General features: G+C 58.8%; 25 protein-coding genes and 2 tRNA genes. 3 read left to right on the top strand and 24 right to left on the bottom strand.

Annotated features, from left to right (window positions below):
* Window positions 1–7: 7 nt before the first annotated feature.
* Complete coding sequence (locus tag CRI94_RS03405; protein ID WP_245846056.1) at window positions 8–1315, top strand: Lnb N-terminal periplasmic domain-containing protein; 1308 nt, start codon at window positions 8–10, stop codon at window positions 1313–1315.
* Between the two features lie 112 nt (window positions 1316–1427).
* Here CRI94_RS03405 and CRI94_RS03410 read toward each other — a convergent pair whose 3' ends face one another.
* The 5 genes from CRI94_RS03410 to CRI94_RS03435 all read right to left on the bottom strand — a co-directional run bounded on the left by CRI94_RS03410 (window position 1428) and on the right by CRI94_RS03435 (window position 6157).
* Entirely contained in the window at window positions 1428–3713 is a 2286-nt protein-coding gene (locus CRI94_RS03410) for a TonB family protein (RefSeq protein WP_098074235.1), read from the bottom strand.
* Window positions 3714–4044: 331 nt separating this feature from the next.
* Window positions 4045–4119, bottom strand: a tRNA-Glu gene (locus tag CRI94_RS03415).
* A gap of 34 nt (window positions 4120–4153) precedes the next feature.
* Window positions 4154–4227, bottom strand: a tRNA-His gene (locus tag CRI94_RS03420).
* Between the two features lie 486 nt (window positions 4228–4713).
* Entirely contained in the window at window positions 4714–5178 is a 465-nt protein-coding gene (gene ribH, locus CRI94_RS03430) for a 6,7-dimethyl-8-ribityllumazine synthase (RefSeq protein WP_098074237.1), read from the bottom strand.
* 139 nt (window positions 5179–5317) lie between these two features.
* Window positions 5318–6157 carry a PHP domain-containing protein gene (locus tag CRI94_RS03435; RefSeq protein ID WP_098074238.1) on the bottom strand — a complete coding sequence of 280 codons (840 nt, stop codon included), beginning with the start codon at window positions 6155–6157 and terminating at the stop codon, window positions 5318–5320.
* A gap of 173 nt (window positions 6158–6330) precedes the next feature.
* Here CRI94_RS03435 and CRI94_RS03440 point away from each other — a divergent pair, with 173 nt between their 5' ends.
* A complete protein-coding gene (locus CRI94_RS03440) occupies window positions 6331–6852 on the top strand; it encodes an HIT family protein (protein ID WP_098074239.1) in 522 nt (173 codons plus the stop codon).
* Window positions 6853–6907: 55 nt separating this feature from the next.
* Window positions 6908–7984: a DUF72 domain-containing protein gene (locus tag CRI94_RS03445; RefSeq protein WP_098074240.1), complete on the top strand. Its 1077-nt coding sequence runs from the start codon at window positions 6908–6910 to the stop codon at window positions 7982–7984.
* A 250-nt stretch (window positions 7985–8234) separates the two neighbouring features.
* Here the strand turns inward: CRI94_RS03445 and ruvX are convergent, their stop codons facing one another.
* The 19 genes from ruvX to rplE form a co-directional block, all read right to left on the bottom strand.
* Window positions 8235–8663 (bottom strand): Holliday junction resolvase RuvX, encoded by a 429-nt coding sequence (ruvX, locus tag CRI94_RS03450; RefSeq protein ID WP_098074241.1) that lies wholly within the window; start codon window positions 8661–8663, stop codon window positions 8235–8237.
* Between the two features lie 12 nt (window positions 8664–8675).
* The gene (locus tag CRI94_RS03455; RefSeq protein WP_098074242.1) at window positions 8676–9062 is read right to left on the bottom strand and encodes an HU family DNA-binding protein; all 387 of its coding nucleotides are present in this window, start codon (window positions 9060–9062) and stop codon (window positions 8676–8678) included.
* Window positions 9063–9242: 180 nt separating this feature from the next.
* Entirely contained in the window at window positions 9243–11504 is a 2262-nt protein-coding gene (locus CRI94_RS03460; protein WP_098074243.1) for a RelA/SpoT family protein, read from the bottom strand.
* 297 nt (window positions 11505–11801) lie between these two features.
* A complete protein-coding gene (rplQ, locus tag CRI94_RS03465) occupies window positions 11802–12272 on the bottom strand; it encodes a 50S ribosomal protein L17 (protein ID WP_098074244.1) in 471 nt (156 codons plus the stop codon).
* A gap of 194 nt (window positions 12273–12466) precedes the next feature.
* Window positions 12467–13453, bottom strand: a complete 987-nt coding sequence (locus CRI94_RS03470; RefSeq protein ID WP_098074245.1) for a DNA-directed RNA polymerase subunit alpha — start codon at window positions 13451–13453, stop codon at window positions 12467–12469.
* A gap of 187 nt (window positions 13454–13640) precedes the next feature.
* Window positions 13641–14243 (bottom strand): 30S ribosomal protein S4, encoded by a 603-nt coding sequence (rpsD, locus tag CRI94_RS03475; RefSeq protein WP_098074246.1) that lies wholly within the window; start codon window positions 14241–14243, stop codon window positions 13641–13643.
* Window positions 14244–14335: 92 nt separating this feature from the next.
* The gene (gene rpsK, locus CRI94_RS03480; protein ID WP_098074247.1) at window positions 14336–14740 is read right to left on the bottom strand and encodes a 30S ribosomal protein S11; all 405 of its coding nucleotides are present in this window, start codon (window positions 14738–14740) and stop codon (window positions 14336–14338) included.
* A gap of 183 nt (window positions 14741–14923) precedes the next feature.
* Complete coding sequence (gene rpsM, locus CRI94_RS03485) at window positions 14924–15304, bottom strand: 30S ribosomal protein S13 (protein ID WP_098074248.1); 381 nt, start codon at window positions 15302–15304, stop codon at window positions 14924–14926.
* Between the two features lie 489 nt (window positions 15305–15793).
* Window positions 15794–16012, bottom strand: a complete 219-nt coding sequence (gene infA / locus CRI94_RS03490) for a translation initiation factor IF-1 (protein ID WP_098074249.1) — start codon at window positions 16010–16012, stop codon at window positions 15794–15796.
* Window positions 16005–16838 (bottom strand): type I methionyl aminopeptidase, encoded by an 834-nt coding sequence (gene map, locus CRI94_RS03495; RefSeq protein ID WP_098074313.1) that lies wholly within the window; start codon window positions 16836–16838, stop codon window positions 16005–16007. The genes infA and map overlap by 8 nt, the downstream gene beginning before the upstream one ends.
* 103 nt (window positions 16839–16941) lie before the next feature.
* Window positions 16942–18261: a preprotein translocase subunit SecY gene (gene secY, locus CRI94_RS03500; protein WP_098074250.1), complete on the bottom strand. Its 1320-nt coding sequence runs from the start codon at window positions 18259–18261 to the stop codon at window positions 16942–16944.
* Between the two features lie 132 nt (window positions 18262–18393).
* Window positions 18394–18861, bottom strand: a complete 468-nt coding sequence (gene rplO, locus CRI94_RS03505; protein WP_098074251.1) for a 50S ribosomal protein L15 — start codon at window positions 18859–18861, stop codon at window positions 18394–18396.
* Between the two features lie 166 nt (window positions 18862–19027).
* Window positions 19028–19213 (bottom strand): 50S ribosomal protein L30, encoded by a 186-nt coding sequence (gene rpmD / locus CRI94_RS03510; RefSeq protein WP_098074252.1) that lies wholly within the window; start codon window positions 19211–19213, stop codon window positions 19028–19030.
* A gap of 132 nt (window positions 19214–19345) precedes the next feature.
* The gene (rpsE, locus tag CRI94_RS03515; RefSeq protein ID WP_098074253.1) at window positions 19346–19870 is read right to left on the bottom strand and encodes a 30S ribosomal protein S5; all 525 of its coding nucleotides are present in this window, start codon (window positions 19868–19870) and stop codon (window positions 19346–19348) included.
* An 86-nt stretch (window positions 19871–19956) separates the two neighbouring features.
* Window positions 19957–20316 carry a 50S ribosomal protein L18 gene (gene rplR, locus CRI94_RS03520; RefSeq protein ID WP_098074254.1) on the bottom strand — a complete coding sequence of 120 codons (360 nt, stop codon included), beginning with the start codon at window positions 20314–20316 and terminating at the stop codon, window positions 19957–19959.
* Between the two features lie 200 nt (window positions 20317–20516).
* A complete protein-coding gene (gene rplF / locus CRI94_RS03525; protein ID WP_098074255.1) occupies window positions 20517–21071 on the bottom strand; it encodes a 50S ribosomal protein L6 in 555 nt (184 codons plus the stop codon).
* Window positions 21072–21231: 160 nt separating this feature from the next.
* Window positions 21232–21636 (bottom strand): 30S ribosomal protein S8, encoded by a 405-nt coding sequence (gene rpsH, locus CRI94_RS03530; RefSeq protein ID WP_098074256.1) that lies wholly within the window; start codon window positions 21634–21636, stop codon window positions 21232–21234.
* 90 nt (window positions 21637–21726) lie between these two features.
* The gene (rpsN, locus tag CRI94_RS03535) at window positions 21727–21996 is read right to left on the bottom strand and encodes a 30S ribosomal protein S14 (RefSeq protein WP_098074257.1); all 270 of its coding nucleotides are present in this window, start codon (window positions 21994–21996) and stop codon (window positions 21727–21729) included.
* A 66-nt stretch (window positions 21997–22062) separates the two neighbouring features.
* A complete protein-coding gene (rplE, locus tag CRI94_RS03540; RefSeq protein WP_098074258.1) occupies window positions 22063–22632 on the bottom strand; it encodes a 50S ribosomal protein L5 in 570 nt (189 codons plus the stop codon).
* Between the last annotated feature and the right edge of the window lie 89 nt (window positions 22633–22721).

Here is a 22721-nt window from a genome sequence, read left to right on the forward strand (position 1 = left end):
ACTGCTCGTGCGCTCGATTCGCTCTGCGCTTCTTTCTCGTTTCACCCTGCGCTACGCATTCCTTGTCGCCTGTTCTCTCACCTTCCTGTTTCCAAAACCGGGCAACGCACAGGAGATCCCTAAACTCTCCCCCGATGCGAAAGCATGGATGGTGACGATTTTGCCGGGCGATGCCGTGTACACCGAGTTCGGCCACAGCGCGATTCGCATCGCAGACCCCGTGCACCAACTCGACCGTCTGTACAATTACGGCACGTTCAACTTCAACGAGCCGTTCTTCGTGCTGAAGTTCACTTACGGGCAGTTGAACTACATGCTCACGACGGAGCCCTACGGCCCTGCACTTCCCTTTTACAAGCGAGTTGAGCGACCGATTATCGAGCAACGTCTGAACCTGACCGCCGGGCAGGTGCAAGATCTGTATGCGTTCCTCGAAGTGAACGCGCGTCCAGAGAATCGCACGTATCGCTACGACTTTCTTTTCGACAACTGCTCAACGCGTGTCCGAGATGCGCTTGAGAGTGCGGTTGGTCCACTCGTGCAATTTTCGGGAGAGCCCAATCCAGGCAAGAGTTTCCGACGCCTCCTCGACCCATATGTGGCCGATCGGCGTCTTTTAGACGTCGGCTTCGATCTTGGACTGGGGAAACCGGCGGACCAGATCGCGTCTCCACGCGAAGCGATGTTCTTGCCCGATTACCTCTTCGAGGCCTTCGAGAATGCCAAAATCATGACGCCGGATGGCCCCGAACCGCTCGTGACAAAGACGGATACGCTGTTCTGGGTTGACGGCTACGAGGCGACGGAGGCAACCTTCCCCTGGCCTCTCGTCCTCACGTGGGGGCTTCTCGGCGTCGGCGCAGTATGGACGGTCCGGCAGGCACGCGTATTCGCTCGAGGTCCACGCGACACAGACGTGGGGGCCTGGGGGGACGCTACGCTGTTTGGCATCAGTGGACTTGCCGGACTTATCATCTGCTTTCTCTGGTTCATCAGCGAGCATCAGGTCACAGACCAAAACTGGAATCTGTTCTGGGCCTGGCCTACGCATCTCGCACTCACTGTGGCGATAGTCCGCAATGTCCGCCCCCAGTGGATACAGGGGTATACTGCAGTTGCCGCGATCAGCACCGGCCTGCTCGCAGCCGGCTGGTTCTTATGGCCCCAGGATCTCCACAACGCCATTTTCCCCATTGCGCTGCTTCTTACTCTGCGGCTGGGATGGTTCGCCTACCGTCTGAGCCCAGAACAATCAACCATTGAACAACCTCCGGAGAGGTCGGAAACCGTGGAAGCATCCGCTCCGACTCCATAACTGCCCCCCTGAATCGAACCGAGGGGGGACAAATAAAAAAACGAGGACCTACCGCGGAGGTAGGTCCTCGTTTCATTGTTTGATCCCGGACCGCTGGTCCAGGCACGATGGCTTAGTCCTGGAGACGGAACTGAATCCAGACGGCTGTTCGCGACGGTACGGGTTTACCGTCGACCTTCGCCGGGATGAAGGTTGCGTCTTCCACAACGCGCAGTGCCTCATCATCAATGGCACTGCTCACTCCACGCGTGACCTTAGCCTCACGGACGGTACCATCCGCATTCACGACGGCCTGCATGTAGACACGGCCTTCGACGCCCCGCCGTGCAGCCGAGGAAGGATAACGCACTTCTTTGTGAAGGGCCTCAAGTCCTCCCTTCACCGTTGCTTCCTCATCGACCACCGTGTAGATGTCGCCTTCCTTCATATTTTCGCGGCGTTGCTGCTCTTTTTGCCGCTTGGCCTGAGCGAGTTGGATCGCTTCGAGTTCGCTCTTGGCCTTCTCCAGCTGTTCCTGGGCATACGTATCGCCTTCTTTCGCTTCCAGTGCGCGCCGGTAGAGGGCGACAGCATCTTCGTAGCTGCCTTCCTGAAACGCGACATCGCCCTGGGCGCGATAGCGCTCGTACGCCGACTGATTCTCACGCTGTGTCTGGAGCAGACTGTCGGCCTGAGCAATCAAGTCCATCACTTCATCGGTCGTCTGCGCGTCCGACGCCTGCTCAAATGCCGACTTCGCCTGCGCATACTCTTCGCGGCTCATGTAATCGCGACCGCGCTGCATGGCTCGACGATAGATCGTCTGAGCACGCGCCTGCTGGGCCTGCTGCTGCTGGCGGACGATCGCATCGAGGTCCTCATCGCTTCCGCCGCCCGAGCGGAGTTCGGCGATGACCTGATCCTGCCGCTGCTCTGCGCGGTTGATCCGGCGCTGAACAGACTCCTGGTCCCGGATGTCCATAGCCGAGTAGTAACTCGACGTGGCTTGCGAATACATCTGGAGCGCATCACGCATGTCTCCCGAGGCGTACGCCGCATCGGCTTCAGCCATCAGCGAATCGCCTTCGGTGACGCGAGTCGTGAAAGCCTGCTGCCCCCCGGATCCCATCATCTGGTCAATTTGCCGCAGTCGCTGTTGCGCGAACGCGTCGTCCGTCCGGACGTCAAGCGCCTGACTGTACGCCTGGCGGGCGGCATCGTAGTTTTCAGCTTCATACAGCGAGTCGGCCCGCGTACGAAATTCCTCGTACGAGCCGTCGCTTCCTCCGGCAAAAACGAAGTACCCGACGCCGCCGAGCAAGAGGAGAACAATAGGGAGCCCAACGAGGAGCGCGGTGTTCGAGGATTCTTTCTTCTTCCGGCTTGATCGACTGCTGCGGGAACGGGTCCGCGCGGGACGCTCACGACCTCCGGTTGACAGAACTTCAACCTCACCGGTTGCAGGACCTGACGACTTCGATTCGGCCTCTTCCTGTTCGAGTTCAGACGGAATAATCGAGTAGCCACTCTCTGTCCCGTCGTAGCGCGTCGAGGACTCCTTCAACGCTTTCGACAGCGCCTCTGCCGACTGCAGACGCTTCGACGGATCCACTTCGAGGGCATCGATGAGGGCTTCACGTACGCCAGGGGCACTGAACGCATCAGCATCCTGAATCAGGTCGGCCAGGGGGTCATCTCCTTCGAGGCGATCGCTCGCGTCCGGAAGTTCGCGACCCGTCACCATGTAGCAAATGGTCGCCGCGGCTGCATACACATCCGTCCACGGTCCCTGGTTGCCACGCGGCGTATACTGTTCGATTGCCGACGTCCCCTGCTGGACGAGAGCCGACAACTCGCCACCCTGACGGGCCAGCTGAATGTAGGCGCCACGGAAACCCGTTAGCAGAACGGCTCCGTCCTGACATAGCCGTACCGTTTCCGGGGATACGCCGCCGTGATAAAGTCCGTTATCGTGGGCAACCTGGAGCGCCTCCAGGATTGGCACCATGATCGTCAGTGCCGCCTTCTCCGACAACGTCCCCTTACTTTCGAGACCTTTTCGGAGAGACATGCTCTGCTTGTGCGGGCGAGCTCGGTACACTGTACCGTTTGCCTCGAACACCTTGTAGCCCGAGGGGAGGGCATCGTGATCGAGTTGGCTAAGGACGCTCGACTCCTTCTGGAAGTACTCCATTCCCGACTGAAAGAGCTGCGACTCCTTGTCGCCCCCCTTGATGTCGATCGAGGTTTTCCCCGACTCGCGTTCCACGAGATGGACGGGAAAGAATTCGCGGATGACGGTCGCCGTTTCCGAGTCGACCGTCTCTCCCAGATACTTGATGTCGAACGGCCCGGGATCGCCCAGTGTACGCTTAATGGTGTACTGCTTATTCAGTACCGTTAGCGGGGCCAGTTCCATGGATAAACGCTCTGAACGTGATTGAGTGGAAAGTCAGGTCCGGCTGCCGCCACGTGGGTGTGGCGACGTCCGAGATAAGAATTTTAAATACGCTACCGGATGCAGGCAGCGGATGTGATCGTGGGTAGCGGAAGAGTCCGCATACACGATTCAAGAGGCGGCGCTGCTCGTGCCGGGCGTGAGTGTACGCCAAAAGACGAGCCCACTTTGCGCCAATACTGCGCAGGAGGTGAGGAACATCTTTGTACCAATGTAACATCCGTGACGAAAAGGACAAAGAAAAGGCCCCGATAGCGGCGCCATCGGGGCCTTCCAAGAAATTTAAAACTTGTACCGCGTACGGGATTCGAACCCGTGTTACCGCCGTGAAAGGGCGGCGTCCTAGACCAGACTAGACGAACGCGGCAGGTAAAAACTGCTCCTCTATGTACTTTCTTCGGGGTGACCGGAGGGATTCGAACCCTCGGCCTCCAGGACCACAACCTGGCGCTCTAACCGACTGAGCTACGATCACCATGTATGCCCTGTCCTGGAGTGAAACGACCCATTTTCGGCCGTTCCCGATTGCAGGATTCAAAGGGTACAAGCGAATCCATCCGATGTCAAGGCGCGACTGTGGTGCCTCTGTGAAATCATTTTCGCGATTTCAACGGCATCTTAAGCGCGGTGCGAGTCGTTTTCGAGACCCGTCGTCGCTCGATGTTGCTCTGCGCGCTGCGGTATTCATTGACGATATCGACCCGGCTGAGTTCCGCCATTTTCAGGCTCTACCGTTTCTCCATCGAATGCCCTCATGATCTACACGCAACCGCCGTTTCCTCATCCACTCCGCTGACCATTCGCAGGGTTCGTAGCGCCCTGGAAAGACAGCACCCCAGAACATTTACAAGATTCCGAGCCCACCGAGGTCGCCCTCTTCTATCCACATACAAAAGCAGGCCGCATCGAGTCGGCAGATGCGGGCCTGGCTGTCTGCCTCGGATGTGCGCTAAGACCATGACTACAGCTTCTCCATCAGGTTCGCCATTTCGATAGCTGCCGCAGCTGCCTCCGCGCCCTTGTTGCCGGCTTTCGTGCCCGCACGTTCGATCGCCTGCTCGATGGTCTCGGTCGTGATAACGCCAAAGATCACCGGAACGCCCGTTTCCAGAGACGTGCTCATCGTACCGCTCGTTGTGCCGGAGCACACGTAGTCGTAATGCGACGTGGCGCCTCGAATGACGGCGCCGATGCAAATCACGGCATCATACGACCCCGATTCCGCCATTTTCTTGGCCGCTACCGGAATCTCCAAGGAGCCGGGCACGCGCGCAACAACGACCTCGTCCGGGTCGCCGCCATGTCTCTTGATCGTGCGGAGGGCTCCGTCCAGCATTTCTTCCGTGATGAAGTCGTTGAACCGGCTGACGACGATGCCAAAACGGTGATCACGGACAACGAGGTCTCCTTCGAGGTACTCAGGCATAGGTATAAGCGCGTACGAACTGAGGAATAATCAGAGAGGGCGGACGATGGTCTTCGCCCTGTGGCGCGACGATACTACGCCCGCGCAGCATCCTTTCGTTCCCGCCAAGGCGTGGACATCGGATGCAACCAGGAGTGAGTCATCTGCCATCGCCCCTCCACCGTCGAGCAATAGGCCTCCATTCTCGCTCTGAAAGGCCCAGACGCCCCAGCCGTTCATCGCGGCGCTCACTCCCACCATGATAGTCAGATCCGCCTGTCATGAGCAGCCCGGAAGATTGCACCTTCGTCTTGTAGTAGTCGACCAGGTAATCCGGATGAGATGGTGAGATACATTCGATCGCGTCTACACCGGCTCGTTGCAGGTTGCGCATGACGTGACCCGACATCCACTGGCCCGGATGGGCAATCGAGACGAATCCGCCGGCCTCGTGGATGACGTCAACGGCCTCCCTGGCCGGTCGACCAGGCGCAGCCACGTAAGCGGGAGCATCGTTTCCAATGTAGCAGTCGAACGCCTCCTGCATACCCTCCGCATGTCCCTTGCGGCACAGAATCCGTGCTAGATGCGGCCGGCCGAGGGCAGCTGTTGGCCCCGCTTCATCCTCGACCTCATCCAGTGTCACCGTCACTCCCTGATCTTGAAGACGATCGATCATCGCTTGCATTCGACCGCGCCGGCCGTCGCTGAACGCATCCAAATATGTTCGTAGGCGGTCGTTCGATGGGTCGAACGCGTACCCCAAAAGGTGCACAACATTGTCCGAGATGGTGACGGTGAGCTCGACCCCGGGCAGTAATTCAAGTCCGTGCTTTTCTGCCGCAACTCTCCCTTCCTCTAGGCCTGCAATCGTATCGTGATCGGTAATTGCGACCACCTTCAGTCCCCGCTCCGCCGCCTTCTCGATAAGTGCCGTTGGTGACAGGACGCCATCCGATCGATGGGTGTGCGTGTGCAGGTCTGCAAAAATGCGGCGCATGCCGGAGGAATAACGATATTGAAAGGCACGGTTTACGGTTCGGTCCGTTCAGACTCCATCTCTTCTATCCATGAGTTCGCACGCTGACGTGCTCGTCTCAGTTGCACGTTGCACCTTAACTTGACGGCTTCTCCCTACACGTGTCCTGTCTCAACTAGAACCAGCCGCCTTTTATGGATCGATTGTGGAGCCCCTGGCGCTCGACGTACGTTTCAGATGCAAATGATGATACCGACCACAACGACGACGCCTCCGTCTTTACGGCGCTGCAGCAGGACGGAAAGGAAAAGGGAACGGACGCCGAACATCTGATTCTCTGGCGTGGAGAGCACGTGTTTGTCATCATGAACCTGTATCCCTACAACAACGGGCATCTTCTCATCGTGCCGTATCGCGAGATCCCGTCGTACATCGACCTTTCGACGGACGAGCACCACGCGATTGCGGATGCGATCGACCGGTGCATGATGTGGCTTAACGCCGCCCTCGAGCCAGAGGGCTTCAATGTCGGAATGAACGTCGGGCGGGCGGCCGGTGCCGGCATTCCCGAGCATCTCCATGTTCACGTCGTGCCGCGATGGGGCGGCGACACGAACTTTATGCCCACAACGAACGAGACAAAGGTCCTCCCTGAATCGCTCCGACAGACCTACGATAAGCTCTCCGCCGTGATCGCAAAAACCGACGGATCGTGATGTCACCCTCGGCGTAGGGTTTCTCTCCGCCCCGCTCCCCAGTTCTGCGTTATCAATGTCTGACGCTGAAAGCGACGCCACCACCCATCGCACCCCGGATCAATCGATCGAAGACATCCGACGTGAGGTCGATGATTATCGCTTCGATCACGTCCACCCGAACGCTCGGTTCGGCACCGCAAGCGACCGGTACGGAGGCTGGGTCGGGCAGATTTATCCCGAGAGTGCGTACGCGACGAAAATTTCCGAGCGCAAGCGACGGTTGGGTGGTGAGCAGTTCACCGAGCGGCGGGTGCCCGTGAGCAGCGTACGGGACTACTTCGACCACTTCGGCTGCCTGGAGATTGACTTCACCTTCTACCGCCCTCTCCTCGAGAGTGACGGGTCTCCCTCGAACAACTACGGCGTCCTGCAGAATTACCTCGATCATGCCCCTGAGGATGCCTCTTTTTTGCTGAAAGCACCTCAGCAGTTTTTCGCGCGCACGCTTCGGCGCGGCGGCAATTACGTTGACAACGAGGATTTTCTTGACCTCGACGTGTACCGCCGAACATTTCACGAGCCGGCGCTCGACCTCGTCGGCGATCGGCTAGCGGGCATCATCTTCCAGCAGGAGTATCAGCGCGTGCGCGATAGCCCAAGCCCGGAAGCCAATGTCGAGGCCCTCGACGACTTCTTCGGCCCACTGGGTCGCGACGCACAGATCCACATCGAGCTTCGATCTGAGCACTTCCTCGAACCGGTGTACTTTGACTGGCTGGAGGAGCGCGGATTGGGGCATGTTTTCAGCCACTGGACGTGGCTTCCGCAAATTCGAAAGCAGTGGACCATGTCCGGGGAACGCCTCACGGCCGCGAATGGAGAGGTCGTCACGCGCCTTCTGACGCCCCGCAACGTGAAATACGCCGATGCCTACGCACAGGCGTACCCGTTCGACAAACCGGTGCCTGAGATCTGTGATACAGAGGGCGCCCGCGACATGGTGCTGGACGTGACCGCCCTGGTTTACCGCGCTGAGGCGCAGAATGCGCTGGTGAACATCGTCGCAAACAACCGGGCCTGGGGCAATGCGCCGGACCTGGCACGGGCCATCTCGCACCGCATCCTCGACGAGGAGGAGAAACGAAGCTGACGGTCAGACATCGACCAGGGGATGGCGGTGCAGCACGTCGATCGTCAACACGCCCGATTCCACCATGCCATCATATATACGTTTTCCGAATGGTATCGTCGGGATCGCCCAAACCGTGTCCTCGCAGCAGCTCCGAGTTGGGAAGAGACCCGTTTCAACAATACACGTTCAAGCGTTCTTCTGCTAAGGTGTGGCGCGTCTGCCGAATCGAAGCCGTTGGAGACACCGACACCTTAACGTCGAAACGGTATTATCGGGCATCTAGGTAATCCTGGAGAATGACAGCAGCCGCGGCCGCATCGACTCGGCCCTTGTCATACCGCCCAGGTTGGCGGACGCCTGCTTCTCGAAGTGCGCCTTTCGCAATTTCCGAACTGAAGCGCTCGTCCTGTCTGACCACGTCGACGCCGGAAATGACCTCCCGAAGCTCCTCGACGAACTCGTCCACAAAAGCCGTCGAGTCATTCTCCTCGCCGTCTAGAGACAGCGGCCATCCAACGACGAGAATTCGGATTCCCTCCTCTTCGTGAATCCGCTTCAATTCCTCCACGGCTGCCTCTGGCGCAAATGTGCCGTGAACCTGAGAGAAGACCTGCAAGGGATCTGAGCGGGCAATCCCAACCCGCTTTGTGCCGATATCCACGCCGACTGCTCGTGGAGTTGATTCGAGTAAACTCACAAACGCGATCGCTCAGGATGAGTGGTTGGTCGAGCTGCCGTCTGGCGCATCCGCGCTACCCTCAGGAATATCGTAATCGAGCTCGCGGAGCGGCGTCTTCAAAACCTCCTGGATTCGCTTCCCGGGGCGAAAGTGCGTTTTCCGTCGGCTCGGAATGAATACCGGTTCGTTTGTCTTCGGATTGCGAGCTTTGGGTTTCGCCTTTGTCTTCTTCACCTCGAAGACGCCAAAGTCTCGAAGTTCGACTCGCCGCTCAGGATCTGCCTCGATGAGCAAATCGCCCAGCGCGGTGAGCACGGCACTCACCCAGGGTTCACTCTTGTAAATGGGCTCATCCATGAGCTGCGCAACCTTTCGCGCAACATCTTTTTTTGTCAGCGTCTCGGGACGATCGGACATTGTGCCTGAAGCAACCATGAGCGTGCAGCGAGGCGCGCTCCCCGAAAAGAGAGGCGCGATGAGTTACGAACGAGTACAACATATTCCGGATCACCCGGATCTTCAACCACTACCCGGCGGATTTTCCGGGCCCAACAATCGGTTTTCGTTTCCGATTAGAGATCTCTCGGCGCGTCTCTTTTACTCCTCAAAACGATACACTCCGTAGAGGCCGTCAATGCGCTTGAGACGTTCCTTGAGGCGTTCCAGATGCTTCAGATCCGCCACGTGAAGCGTTACACGCCCCTCGAACACACCGTCTTCGGAATCGATTGTCAGCGAACGAATGTAGGTGTTCAAGTTTTTCGAAATAACCGTCGTGATGTCATTTAGCATATTGGCTCGGTCCTCCCCCATGAGCCGCAGCGCCGCGACGAAGTGCACGTCCTTCTGGTGACTCCAGTCAACGTCCTGAATCCGATGCGGATGGTTGTTGAGCAGATCCGTCGCATTCGGACAGTTCGTCCGGTGAATGTTAATTGAGCCGGTCTTGCTGACAAAGCCGAAGACGTCATCCCCGGGAATCGGGTTGCAGCACGAGGAGTAGTTGACCTTGATGTCGCGCTGCATCTCCCCGTCAATGACCAGAGCTTGCCTGCCGCTGGTCTGTGCCGTCTCGAGGAAGTTCTCGTACTGCTCGCGCAGCGACTCCTCGTCATGCTGCTCCTCCTCTTCTGAGGCGAGCGTTCCGTCCTTGATGTAGGCAATCAGGTCCTGCGGATCGTAGATCCCAGCACCGATCTCATAGAAGAGCTGCCGTAGATCCGGGAACTTGATGTCGTGCGCGTACTGCTGAAGATCATGGTCGCTGACCTCCAGGTGGGCCTTCTCGGCCGCTTTCTCCCACACCTCACGGCCATGCTCCGCCGTTTTCCGCCGCTTCTCGTTCTTCCAGTGCCGGATGCGGCTTTTGGCCTTGTGCGTCTGGACGAAGTTCTCCCAGTCCGGATTCGGATGCTGCTTCTTGGAGGTGATGATCTCGACCTGGTCGCCGCTCTGCAGTTCGCGTGACAGCGGGACCATCTTGCCATTCACTTTCGCCCCGATGCACTGCATGCCCACCTCGGTGTGGACCTTAAATGCGAAATCGACCGGCGTCGCCCCTTTTGGAAGCGTCATCAGATCGCCCATCGGCGTGAAGACGTAGATCTCCTCGTCGTAGAGGTTCAGACGAAACTCCTCGACGAACTCGGTCGCTTCCTCCGGTTTCGGGCTATCCAGCAAGTCCCGGACCCATTCGAGGAACTGCTCCATCTCCTCGTCGACGTTCTTCCGTCCTTCCTTGTAGCGCCAGTGTGCGGCCACCCCTTTTTCCGCCACTTCGTGCATCCGGTCAGTACGAATCTGCACCTCCACCCGACGGCCACCGGGGCCGAGCACGGTCGTGTGCAGGCTCTGGTAGCCGTTGCCTTTCGGGTTCGAGATGAAGTCGCGGAAACGCGTCGGGAGCGGTTTATACACATCCGTGACGACGGAGTACACGCGCCAGCAATCTTCCTTCCCCTTCTTCTCGCGCGTATCAGCGTCGAGTTCGTTGTCCGTATTCAGCACAATCCGAATCGCAAAGATGTCGTAGATCTCATCGATCGGCTTGTCCTGCCGCTTCATCTTGCGATGAATCGAATAGACGTTCTTGACGCGGCTATAGATTTGAAACTGATACCCTTCTTCGTCCAGCCGCTCCTCCATGGGCTCGATGAAGGCCGCGATAAACTTGTCGCGCTTCTCGGCCATGTCGCTGATCGTCTCGACAATGTGCTCATACGCCGACGGGTCGAGAATCTTCAGCGAGAGGTCTTCGAGCTCACTCTTGATGGAGTGCAGTCCAAACCGATGCGCGAGCGGAGCGAAGAGGTCTAGCGTTTCGCCCGCCTTCTTAAGTTGCTTCTTCTTCGGCAGGGCATCAATCGTCCGCATATTGTGCAGACGGTCTGCAAACTTCACCAGGATGACGCGCAGATCCGTGGCCATCGAAAGCATCAGCTTCCGGACATTCTCAGCCTGGCCCAGCTCACGGCTCTCGAAGACGCCGCTGATCTTCGTCAGACCGTCGATGACGGTTGCGAGCGTCTCGCCGAACTCCGACTCGATGAAGTCAAGAGAGAGCTCCGTGTCCTCGACCACGTCGTGGAGCAGGGCTGCGGCGACGCTCAGGTCGTCCAACCCGATGTCTCGGGCCACAATCGTTGCGACCTCGAGAGGATGGCTGATGTATCGCTCCCCAGAAGCACGCCAGTCGTCTCGATGTGCCCAGTAGCTAAGCCTGAAGGCCCGACGGAGAAGATCCTCGTCGACTGAGGGGAGGTGCGTCCGGCAATGCGCCAACAGGTTTTCGAGACCTTCGACGTATTGCGGCTCCATGTCGAGGTCGTCTTTGCGCAGGACGGCCGAAGCTTGAATCATGTACTCAGAGGGCGGGAAGTGCGAAGTGCCGGGTAGTATGGTACCTTTGGAAACTCGCAAGGTTCACCCCACCTTCTCCCCTCGTCCGGGATCCGATTCTCCTGTAGGTGGAATAAAACAACGCGCGTGCGTCTCTCTGCATGCAGCTTCATGCCAGGCGGTATTGACGCTCGACGTTTACTATTATTTTGCCCTGCATGCCCATCGATTACGAGCAGCGGCGTGAGCCGGACAAAAAAAGCACCGCCCCTGAGCAGAGGCGGTGCTTCGGCAAACGTCTATCCTTCAGAAGGCTGATCACGCAGCGCCTGCTGCGGCTTCTTCTGTCTCTTCGTTTTCATCGCGATGGCCTTTACCGCTTCCACGACGTGTGCGGCTCTTACCGCTACTTGCAGTAGACGGCTGCACGTCGTTGTAATCGACGAGTTCGACCAGCGCCTCCTCCGTACCGTCTCCACTACGCTTGCCCAGCTTCACGACGCGGAGGTAGCCTCCAGGACGATCGCCGACCTTGACGCCGACCTCGTTGAAGAGCTCCTTGACGGCCTCCTTGTTCTGCAGGCGACGGAAGACCTGACGACGGTTATGCTCCGTGTCGTCCTTGGCTCGGGTAATGAGCGGCTCGATGAAGGGACGGAGCGCCTTCGCCTTGGCAACGGTGGTCCGGATCTTCTTGTGCTCAATCAGCGCGCTGGAAAGCGACTGCAGTGTCGCCTTCCGGTGCGAGCTGGTGCGTCCGAGTTTCTTTCCTTTCTTGCGGTGTCTCATATCTTAATCTTATGCGTCTTGCGTTGTGCAGTACCGTTGGCGCTTGGCGCGCTGCGGTCCCCGTCAGCCGGGGGGCAGCCACGCGCGACGCCACACGCAGAACAGAAGTCCGTTCCGTAAACGTAGGGCCTTGATCGACCTGCACGGAAAAGGGCCTCCCGGTAGAAGGCCCTCGTCCGAACCGTCGAGATGAATCAGGTGCTGGCCTGTTCTTCGAGGTATTCTTCGACGTTCATTCCGAACTCAAGGCCACGGTCGTCAAGAACTTCAACGAGCTCTTGAAGCGACTTCCGACCGAAGTTACGGAACTTGAGCATCTCGTTTTCTTCGCGGCGCACGAGGTCGCCAATCGTCTTGATGCTCGCTGCCTTGAGGCAGTTGTGCGAACGGACCGAGAGGTCGAGCTCGTCCACAGGCTGCGCAAGCAGCTCGCGGATCCGCTTGACTTCCTCGTCCACTTCCTGCTCTTCCACGACCGGCTCCGGTTCTTCATCGAGGCTGATGAAGAAGTTAACATGATCGCGGAGGATGCTCGCAGCCTGCGTAAGCGCCTCTTCCGGCGTGACCGAGCCGTCGGTATCGACGTCAATAGCGAGCTTCTCATAGTCAATGCGCTGACCGACACGCGTCGGCTTGACCGAGTACTTCACGTTGCGGATCGGCGTGAAGATGGAGTCGATCGCGATCACACCGATCGGATCATCTTCGCGCTTGTTTTCCTCGGACGGCACATACCCACGTCCGTTGCCGATGCGGAGGTCGACGTTCACAACCGCGTCCTCAGCAAGCGTCGCGATGTGGAGGTCCGGATTCAGCACCTCAAATTCGGCTGTTGCGTCGGCAATATCTGCCGCCGTCCAGTTACCCGGCCCTTCGAGGCTGAGGTGAAGGTGTCCTTCCTGAGCTTCTTCGCTTTTAAAGCGAACCTCTTTCAAGTTAAGGATCACGTCCGAGACGTCTTCGGTGACGCCCGGAATCGTGGAGAACTCATGCTGGACCCCATCGATTTTAATAGCGGTGATGGCGAGGCCGCGGAGGGACGACAGCAGCACCCGGCGAAGGGCGTTGCCGATTGTCACGCCAAAACCGCGTTCGAGCGGTTCGACGATAAAACGCCCCGAGGTGTCCGAGGCTTCGTCAACCTGGACGCCTTCCGGCATCTGAATCCCGTAGTTATTCATACGCTCGGTTCGGTAGAGATTTTCAACAAACGCGTGGAAAGCAGTCGTTCGGTCACGTTATTTCGTGCCGCACGCTTCCCGTATAAGCAGGTGGCCGCGAAGCCGGTCGAGGTCGACTTGCGTGGACACCACGCCGCTGCAACTGCAGTGGTCGTCGTGTCGGCACGCAGAGTCGCCGTCGGGCCGATTACTTCGAGTAGAGCTCGACAATCAGCTGCTCATTTATGTTTTCTGGAATGTCTTGCCGGTCCGGGTAGTCCAGAAATTTACCCTTCATCGCGTCCCGGTCGAAGTCGAGCCAGGAGAAGTTCCGGCGCTGACGCTGAACATTGTCCTTGACAACCTCGAGGTTGCGGCTCTTAGGACGAACCGACACGACGTCGTTCGGGCGAAGTGCGTACGACGGGACATTCACAATCCGGTCGTTCACCATAATGTGGCGGTGCGACACGAACTGGCGAGCCTGTCGGCGCGTGCGCCCAATTCCGAGACGGAAGACCGTGTTGTCGAGACGCGACTCCAGAAGAAGCAGCAGGTTCTCACCGGTCACCCCTTCCTGGCGCGATGCCTTATCGAAGAGGTTCTTAAACTGCTTCTCGAGCAGACCGTATGTGTATTTTGCTTTCTGCTTCTCTTTGAGCTGAACCGCGTATTCGCTCTCGCGACGGCGACGGCGACGGCCGTGCTGTCCCGGGGGGTACGGCTTCCGCTCCAGCGCTTTCGACGGGCCGAAGATCGGCTCCTTGAAGCGACGTGCGATTTTTTGCTTGGGGCCTCGGTAACGAGCCATGTGTGAGGGAGACGAGTTTCGTATTTCGAGAAATATGGGGTGGAAGCACCGTCCGAGCCCGTGGCCCGAACCGCCTTCCTAGAATCGAAAAATCAAACGCGGCGGCGCTTCGGAGGACGGCAGCCGTTGTGCGGGAGAGGCGTGACGTCGCGAATCGTCGCAACTTCAATGCCCACCTCCGACATGGCGCGGATCGCGCCCTCACGACCGGAACCAGGCCCCTTCACGAAGACGTCTACGCGGCGGAGGCCGAGATCGTAGGCTTCCTGTGCAGCAGCTTCGCCCGCCTTCTGTGCGGCGTATGGCGTATTCTTGCGGCTACCTTTGAAACCCATCTTACCGGCGCTCGCCCACGAGATGGTGTTACCGTACTGATCGGTAATCGTCACGATGACGTTGTTGAAGGTCGCCTTCACGTAGGCACGACCATTCGACTCAACAACGACATTTTTCTTACGTGCGGAGCGCTTGCCCCGCTTCTTTCCTCCTTTGGCCATAGTGGTCAGTCGATTCGATACAATGTGTTACGTCTCTGCACCCGGAAGAGCCCGCGGCGCAGACGATCGGAGATCTACAGGAACCCATACGAACGCCGTACATCGCTATCGCGAAGCGCTCGCACAAATGCCTGGCACGACACGAGCCATGTTATCGCTCGGCACGCCGCGCCAAAGCTGAGCTTACTTGCGCGGTGCAGCTTTCTTGCCGGCAACCGTCTTGCGACGCCCCTTACGAGTACGCGCGTTCGTACGTGTGCGCTGCCCGTTCACGGGGAGACCTTTACGATGACGCAGCCCGCGGTAACAGCCGATGTCCATGAGGCGCTTGATGTTCATCTGCACCTCCGTACGAAGCTGTCCCTCAACGGTGAACTCGTCCTCGATGATACGGCGCACCTGGCGCGTCTGGTCTTCCGTCCACTCACGAGGGGACTTCTCGAGGTCGATACCGACACGTTCGATAATATCCTGGGCTCGGGATCGCCCGATACCGTAGATATCCGTCAACGCGATCTCTCCGCGCTTGTGATCCGGTACGTCAACTCCTGCAATACGTGGCATAAATGGGTTCGGTTATGCGTGCTCTCAAATGGTTAGCGGCACTCCGCCTCTCAGGATCGAGAGACTGTAGCCTCCGTCATCCAGGTCATGACTGCGAAACAGACGCGCCAGACCGAGATGCGGCCGGGATCCCCCTGCGACTCGCTCTCATTTTTTGAGCGGTCGTGACCGTGCCCGACGTTCCCACTTCTACGTAGGACGGCGATGCACGTACGGGTCGGGCGAACCGGCTGTAATCGTTTGGTGGAATGACCCGTTGAGAAGAATCAGTTGATGCCTTCTCGCTAGCGGTGACACCTCTGCCGCACCACCGGTTTCTCGGCGGTGCCACTCCAGACACGTTCATACCCCATCGCATCCGGAAAGGTTCAGGCTCGGCACCAGTACCTCCATGAAGACTGTGCCTGATTTTGACACGCGCCTCCATCGGCCGCTCACAGGTGTTCGTCGGGACGACTACGCCCCAGAAAACTGTGAGTGAGCTCGGTCTTACTTATAGCGATACACAATCCGGCCCTTCGACAGGTCATAAGGGGAAAGCTCCACCTTGACCCGATCGCCTGGGAGGATCTTAATGTAGTTCATCCGCATCTTGCCCGAGAGGAGGCCGAGAATCTCGTGCCCATTCTCTAGCTTGACGCGAAACTGCGCATTCGGGAGAGCCTCGATGACTTCTCCATCCTGTTCGATGGCTTCTTCCTTAGCCATTAGCTGTGGTGTTGTGTGTGACAGATGTTTTCGTCTCGTAGGGCGGGTCGACCACATCCTCGATGTAATCGAACGTGGTGAGGATCTGCGGCTCATCCTCGTCCACCGCAATCATATGTTCGTAGTGTGCAGAAGGCTTCCCGTCCGCGGCTCGGATCGTCCAGCCATCAGCGTCGACATCTACAGATGCCGTGCCCTGGTTAACCATGGGCTCGATGCAGACGGTGAGTCCGCGCTTAAGCTTCCGGCCCGATCCAGGCTTTCCGAAGTTCGGGATCTGCGGTTTCTCGTGCAGCTCTTTTCCGATACCGTGTCCGACCAGATCGCGTACGACGCCGTATCCACGTTCCGAACAGTAGGCGTCGACAGCGTGCCCGATGTCTCCGATCCGGTTACCAACAATGGCCTGTTCGATACCCAGATGCAAGGCCCGGTACGTCGTCTGACATAGGGCCTGTGCTGCGTCATCGATCTCCCCTACCGCGAAGGTGTAAGCGCTGTCGCCGTAGTAGCCGTTCAGCTTCACTCCGCAGTCCACGGAAAGCAGATCGCCTTCCTGAAGCGTGTAATCGTTTGGGATGCCGTGCACCACCACGTCATTCACGGACGTGCAGAGCGTACCCGGAAAAACGTTATCCCCAACTTGATAGCCCTTGAATGCGGGCTCGGCATCGTGTGTTCGAATAAAGTCTTCCGCGATGGCGTCGAGCTCTTCGAGCGTCGCACCCGGCTGGATGTACTCAGCAACTTTACCGAGCGTACGCCCCACGAGATCGGCGCTCTCGCGCATCAGGTCGATCTCGCGCTGGCTCTTCAGTTGGATCATGAAAGCACCTTTTATTCGTTGGACGAACCGCTGGAACAGGTTCATAGGCATCACCGAAACCTGGGGCCGTCACCCATTCGGACACGGACTCGTTCTACGGCGATCACACGCGACGGCCGCGCATCTTACCGCTCTTCATGAAGCCGTCGTAGTGGCGCATGAGCAGATGACTTTCAATCTGCTGCAGCGTGTCAAGCGTCACCTGGACAAGAATCAGAAGGCTCGTTCCTCCGAAGAACATCGCGAAGCCCTGCGTCACGCCAAATGCCATAGCGAACGACGGCAGGATCGCCACGAATCCGAGGAAGACCGATCCCGGCAGCGTGATCCGCGTCAGGATCGTATCAATGAACTCGCTCGTCTGCTTACCCGGTCGAATGCCAGGGATAAATCCACCCTGACGCTTCATGGTGTCCGCCATTTGCTGTGGGTTCACCGTGATCGCCGTATAGAAGTAGGTAAAGAAGACAACGATCACGAAGAAGAGCACAGAATAGCCAACGCTGTCGATCTGGCCGAACCAGGCGCCGATCTGCTGTGCCGTTTCGTTATCCGGCATGAACGACGCGAAGGTGCTCGGAATGAACATGATCGACTGGGCGAAAATGATCGGCATCACACCGGCCGCGTTCACGCGAATCGGGAGATACTGCGTCGAGCCCCCGAAGGACTTCCGTCCAACGACTCGCTTCGCATACTGCACCGGAATCCGGCGCATACCCTGCGAGACGAGCACAACCCCTGCGGTAACGAGTACCCAGACGCCGACCTCGATCAGGACGATAAAGATGTTGTCGCCGTTGATGTCGATCTCGTTGAAGAGCGACTGCGGCAGGAAGGCAATGATACCCACCATAATGACGAGAGAGATCCCGTTCCCGATGCCCTTCTCGCTGATCCGCTCGCCGAGCCACATGACAAAGACGGTACCACTCGTGAGAACGAGAACCGTCGTGATCATGAATAGCGTCTTGTCGATCACGATCGCGCTCCCCGTCTGACCGTAGCTCAGGTTGATCGCATAACCGATCGACTGCAGCGCCGTGATTCCAACGGTGCCATACCGCGTCAACTGTGTAATTCGGCGGCGACCGTCCTCTCCCTCACGCTGCAGCTTCTGGAAGTACGGGACGACCGCTCCCATCAACTGGATGATAATCGAGGCGGTAATGTACGGCATGATTCCCAACGCAAATATGCCCGCCTGGCGGAACGCACCGCCGACGAACATGTCGAGGAAGCCGAAGATGCCACCATCTCCGGATGCCGCATTAATGTCGGTCAGGGTCGCAGCATCGACGCCCGGGAGCGTAACATACGTCCCAAAGCGGTAGACTACGAGAAGACCCAGCGTATACAGGATGCGGTTCCGCAGGTCCTCAATCTCCCAGATGTTGCGAATACTTTCGGCGAATCCAGCCATAACGTCCGTCGGTCTGTGCTCGGGTACCGCGGTGCGAGCCGAACACGTCGTCTGATTCAGATAGAGGGAAAGGGCAACCCGGTCGGCCGACGGTCCCGATGATGGCGAGACTGTCAGCCGACGGATTAGAGGTTACGCGTCGAGATCGGTGACCGATCCACCCGCATCCTCGATCTTTTTCTTTGCGCTCTCGCTGAAGGCATGCGCCGACACCTCGAGGGCAACGTCGATCTCGCCGTCACCGAGAATCTTGACGTATTCGGGATCGCGGATGGCGCCAGCCGCATCGAGAACCTCCGGCGTGACCGGTTCGGATGCATCGATCCGACCGTCGTTCACGAGACGCGCGATGCGCGACACGTTGACGATGCTGGGCTCCACGCGAAAGTTGTTGGTGAAGCCGAACTTCGGGAGGCGGCGGTAGAGAGGCATCTGGCCCCCCTCGAACCACATCGGGCGGTTCTTCGAACCGGACCGGCTGCTCTGTCCCTTGTCGCCGCGCGTGGACTGGTGTCCACCGCGACCGGAACCGACGCCGCGTCCGAGACGCTGCTTATCTTTCGTGGCGCCCTCTGCGGGCTTGAGATTGCTGAGATCCATAATCAGTGTCGTTGGGCTGGCGCTCGCACCGACGCGGCCGGACGTTCCGGAGCGTGGACGCGAACTCGCATGAGTAGAGATGTCGAGATGTCGTAGCAGTGAATATGAGAAGCGCCAAACGGCTGTTCTCCACACGCCTGGTCGGGCGATCACTGCGGCAAAGACCTTACGCGTCGAGCTCTTCCACGTCTACAAGGTGAGCCACCTTGCGGATCATGCCGCGAATCTGCGGCGTGTCGTCCTGCTCGACGGTCTGGCGGATCTTACGCAGACCGAGGGCCTTCAGCGTGTCCCGCTGCTTCTTCGAGCGAGAGTTCGTGCTTCGGACCTGCGTGATTTTCAGTGTAGCCATCGCGTTACGTCGTTGGTCGATGAGGCGAGGGGCGACGCGTGTCGCCGGCTCGCAGGGATGGTGAGTACGCGACCGGAGCTTTGTTCACAGGGGCTGTACCCCTTCCTCCCCGGTCGCGTCGGCGGGCCTGCCTTACCCGTTGAATACTTTCTCCAGCGGGATGCCGCGGCGGCGAGCCACCTCGATGGCATCCTCAAGCTTATCGAGCGCGTTGATCGTCGCCGCAACCTGGTTGTGCGGGTTCGACGTACCGAGCGACTTCGATAGCACGTTGGAAAGACCGGCGCACTCGAGCACGGCACGTACACCACCACCGGCGATAACACCTGTACCTGGTGCAGCAGGCTTGAGAAGGACGCGGCCAGCATCCTGCTGACCAATCACTTCGTGCGGGATCGTGCCGTCACGAATCGGAACGCGGACGAGATTCTTCTTGGCGTCCTCCGCTCCTTTCGAGATCGCGCTCGACACGTCGTTTGCCTTACCGAGGCCAGCGCCGACGAGTCCGTCTTCGTTGCCGACGACAACGACTGTGTTAAACGAGAACCGGCGACCGCCCTTCACGACCTTCGAGACGCGGTTGACCGCCACAAGGCGATCCACCCAATTCTCCTGCCGCTTATCGGCGTTGACCCGTTTTCTTCTGTTCTTTGCCATGATGGTGGGTTCGTGCGTAGTGCAAAAATGACGTCATGTGCGACGCGCCAACCGATGTAGTCCGGCGGTGCAGCGCACGTGCTCAATTACAGGTGAAGGCCGCCTTCACGGGCTCCTTCCGCCAGGGCCTTGATTCGGCCGTGGTACTTATAGCCACTTCGGTCGAAGACCGCCTTTTCAATGCCTTTCTCCTTGGCACGTTCGGCGAGGATTTCGCCCACCTTCCGGCTCTCGTCCGTCGGGTCGTCTCCGTCAACGCCGTCTTCGAGGCTCGACGCCGAAGCGAGCGTGTGCCCATCGAAGTCGTCGATGAGCTGCGCGTAAATGTACTTGTTCGACCGGTACACCGACAGCCGGGGACGGCTCGGCGTACCCATAATGGTCGACCGAATGCTTGCGTGGATGCGCTTGCGGCGCGCGGCGGTTTCTTTGTTGCCCTTGGCCATTGCTACAGTTCCGTGTTGTAATGCACATTTCGTCGAACCAGACTGCGCGTCCGGCGTGCGCCTGACCATATCGATCGGCGCGGAAGTTTGGTGGGTCGAAGCCAGTTGACCGCCGGCCTGCTGTCGGCCTGCGATGTCGGCTCGACCGTTGCCACGAGACCGCCCGCGATACGAACGGCCGCGTGAAACGGGGGGCGACGCTATCGAGCAGCAGTCTTACCGGCTTTCAGCGGTACATGCTCACCAACGTAGCGAACACCCTTGCCGTTGTACGGCTCCGGCGGGCGAAGGCTGCGAATCTTCGCTGCAACCTGGCCGACAAGCTGCTTGTCGATGCCTTCGATGACGATAACGTCGTTCTTGCCACGACCACTATCGACGCTGATGTCGATTTCGTCCGGTGGGAGGAAAAAGATCGGGTGCGAGTAGCCGAGGGCGAGTTCGAGCGTGCCGTTGCTCACGGACGCACGATAGCCGACCCCGATGATCGTCAGCTCCTTCTTGTATCCGTTCTCGACGCCTTCCACCATGTTGGCGAGAAGGGAGCGCGTCAGCCCGTGCACCGAGCGGTGGCGCTTCTGATCCGTCGGACGGTTCACAACGATGCTTCCGTCTTCGACTGTAACGTCCATATCCGGGTCGACCTGCTGGGAAAGCTCTCCCTTCGGACCCTTAATGGTGACGAAGTTTTTCGCATCGACGTCGACATTTATGCCGTCGCCAAGTTGGATTGGCTTGCTACCTATACGAGCCATGAGATGAACCTATGTGTTGCAGGGTGTAAAATGGGTGCGCACCGGAGAAGAGTCGCTGTACGACCTGCCTCCGGGCGGAGCCGTAAGCCGGGTGCCGTCCAGGATGTTGACCCGAGGACACCGGCGTGCGGCCAGAAGGCTGGCGCAGTAAGGGCGGCGTTTAAAATACCGTTGCCAAGACTTCGCCTCCGACGTTGAAGCGACGAGCTTCCTTATCGCTCATCACACCGCGCGATGTCGACAGAATCGCGATGCCCAGGCCGTTCTTGACCCGCGGCAGATTCTGCGCGTTGCGGTACTCGCGGCGGCCGGGCGTCGACACGCGCTGAAGCGTGCGGATGGCGGGCTCCCCCGTCTCCTCGTCGTATTTCAGATAGACGCGCAGGCGCCCCTGCTTGCCATCTTCGACGTTGAGGTAGTTCTTGATGAACCCCTTCTCAAGCAGGATCTGCGTAATCGCACGCTTGAGTTTCGAAGCGGGAATGTCAACGTACTTGTGGTTCGCCTGCTGCCCGTTTCGAATGCGGGATAGGTAATCAGCGACGGGATCGTTTACGGCACTCATCTCAGTCGTGGTGTTTCGCGGTTCGGTGATCGTCGGGACCCCGGCGGCAGAGCGTCTCCACAGCCGGTGCGAGCCGCCGGTAACATCGGGTTACCAGCTGGACTTGCGGATTCCCGGAATCTTGCCCTCCAGGGCCAGTTCACGGAAGCAGATACGGCAGACGCCAAAGGCCTGCATGTAGCCACGGGCGCGGCCGCAAATCCGGCAGCGGTTATTCTGCCGTACGGGGCTGGCATTGTTCGGTATCTTCTGAAGCTCAACCCAGCGGCCTTCGTCCTTCAGCTTCTGGCGCTTCTCTTTGTACTGCTCGTGCATGCGTTCGCGCTTCTCTTCACGCGCGATCCAGCTCTTCTTCGCCATGTCAGTGTCGTTGTGCGTTGTCGAAAATCTGTCGCGGGCCGGTGTCGTCCGGCGCGGGGGTCGGGGTTACGCGGCTTCCTCCTCTCCGCGGCGAACGAACGGCATCCCGAGCCCCTTCAGAAGCGCGTATGCCTCCTCATCGTTCTCAGCGGTTGTCACGAACGTGATGTCCATGCCGCTGATGCGATCAACATTATCCATGTCGATCTCAGGGAAGATGGTCTGCTCTCTGATGCCGAGCGTGTAGTTCCCGTGCCCATCAAAGCTGCGGTCCGGCACACCCTGAAAGTCACGGATATTCGGCAGCGCCAGCGTGATCAGGCGATCGAGAAACTCGTACATCCGGGCATCGCGCAGCGTCACGCGGACGCCGACGGGCATTCCCTTACGAAGCCCAAAGTTCGAGATGCTCTTCTTCGCGCGGGTGATCTCCGGCTGCTGACCGGTGACCTTACGGATCTCCTCCACCGCGTCGTCGAGAACCTTCTGATTCTCTGCGGCTTCGCCCACGCCCTTATTGATGGCAAGTTTGGCGAGGCGCGGGACCTCCATCACGTTGTCGTATCCGAACTTCTCCTTCAGTTCGGCGCGCACCTCATCGTTGTAGCGCTCTTTAAGTCGAGGGATGGTAGCCATGGTCTACTGGTTATCTTCGGTTCTCGAACCGGCGAAGCCGGGTGCAACGTGCGTGTCGGGGCGGGATCCGTCCCGATTTATCCATCGCC

The sequence above is a fragment of the Longibacter salinarum genome (assembly GCF_002554795.1).
In the GTDB taxonomy this organism is placed as follows: domain Bacteria; phylum Bacteroidota; class Rhodothermia; order Rhodothermales; family Salinibacteraceae; genus Longibacter; species Longibacter salinarum.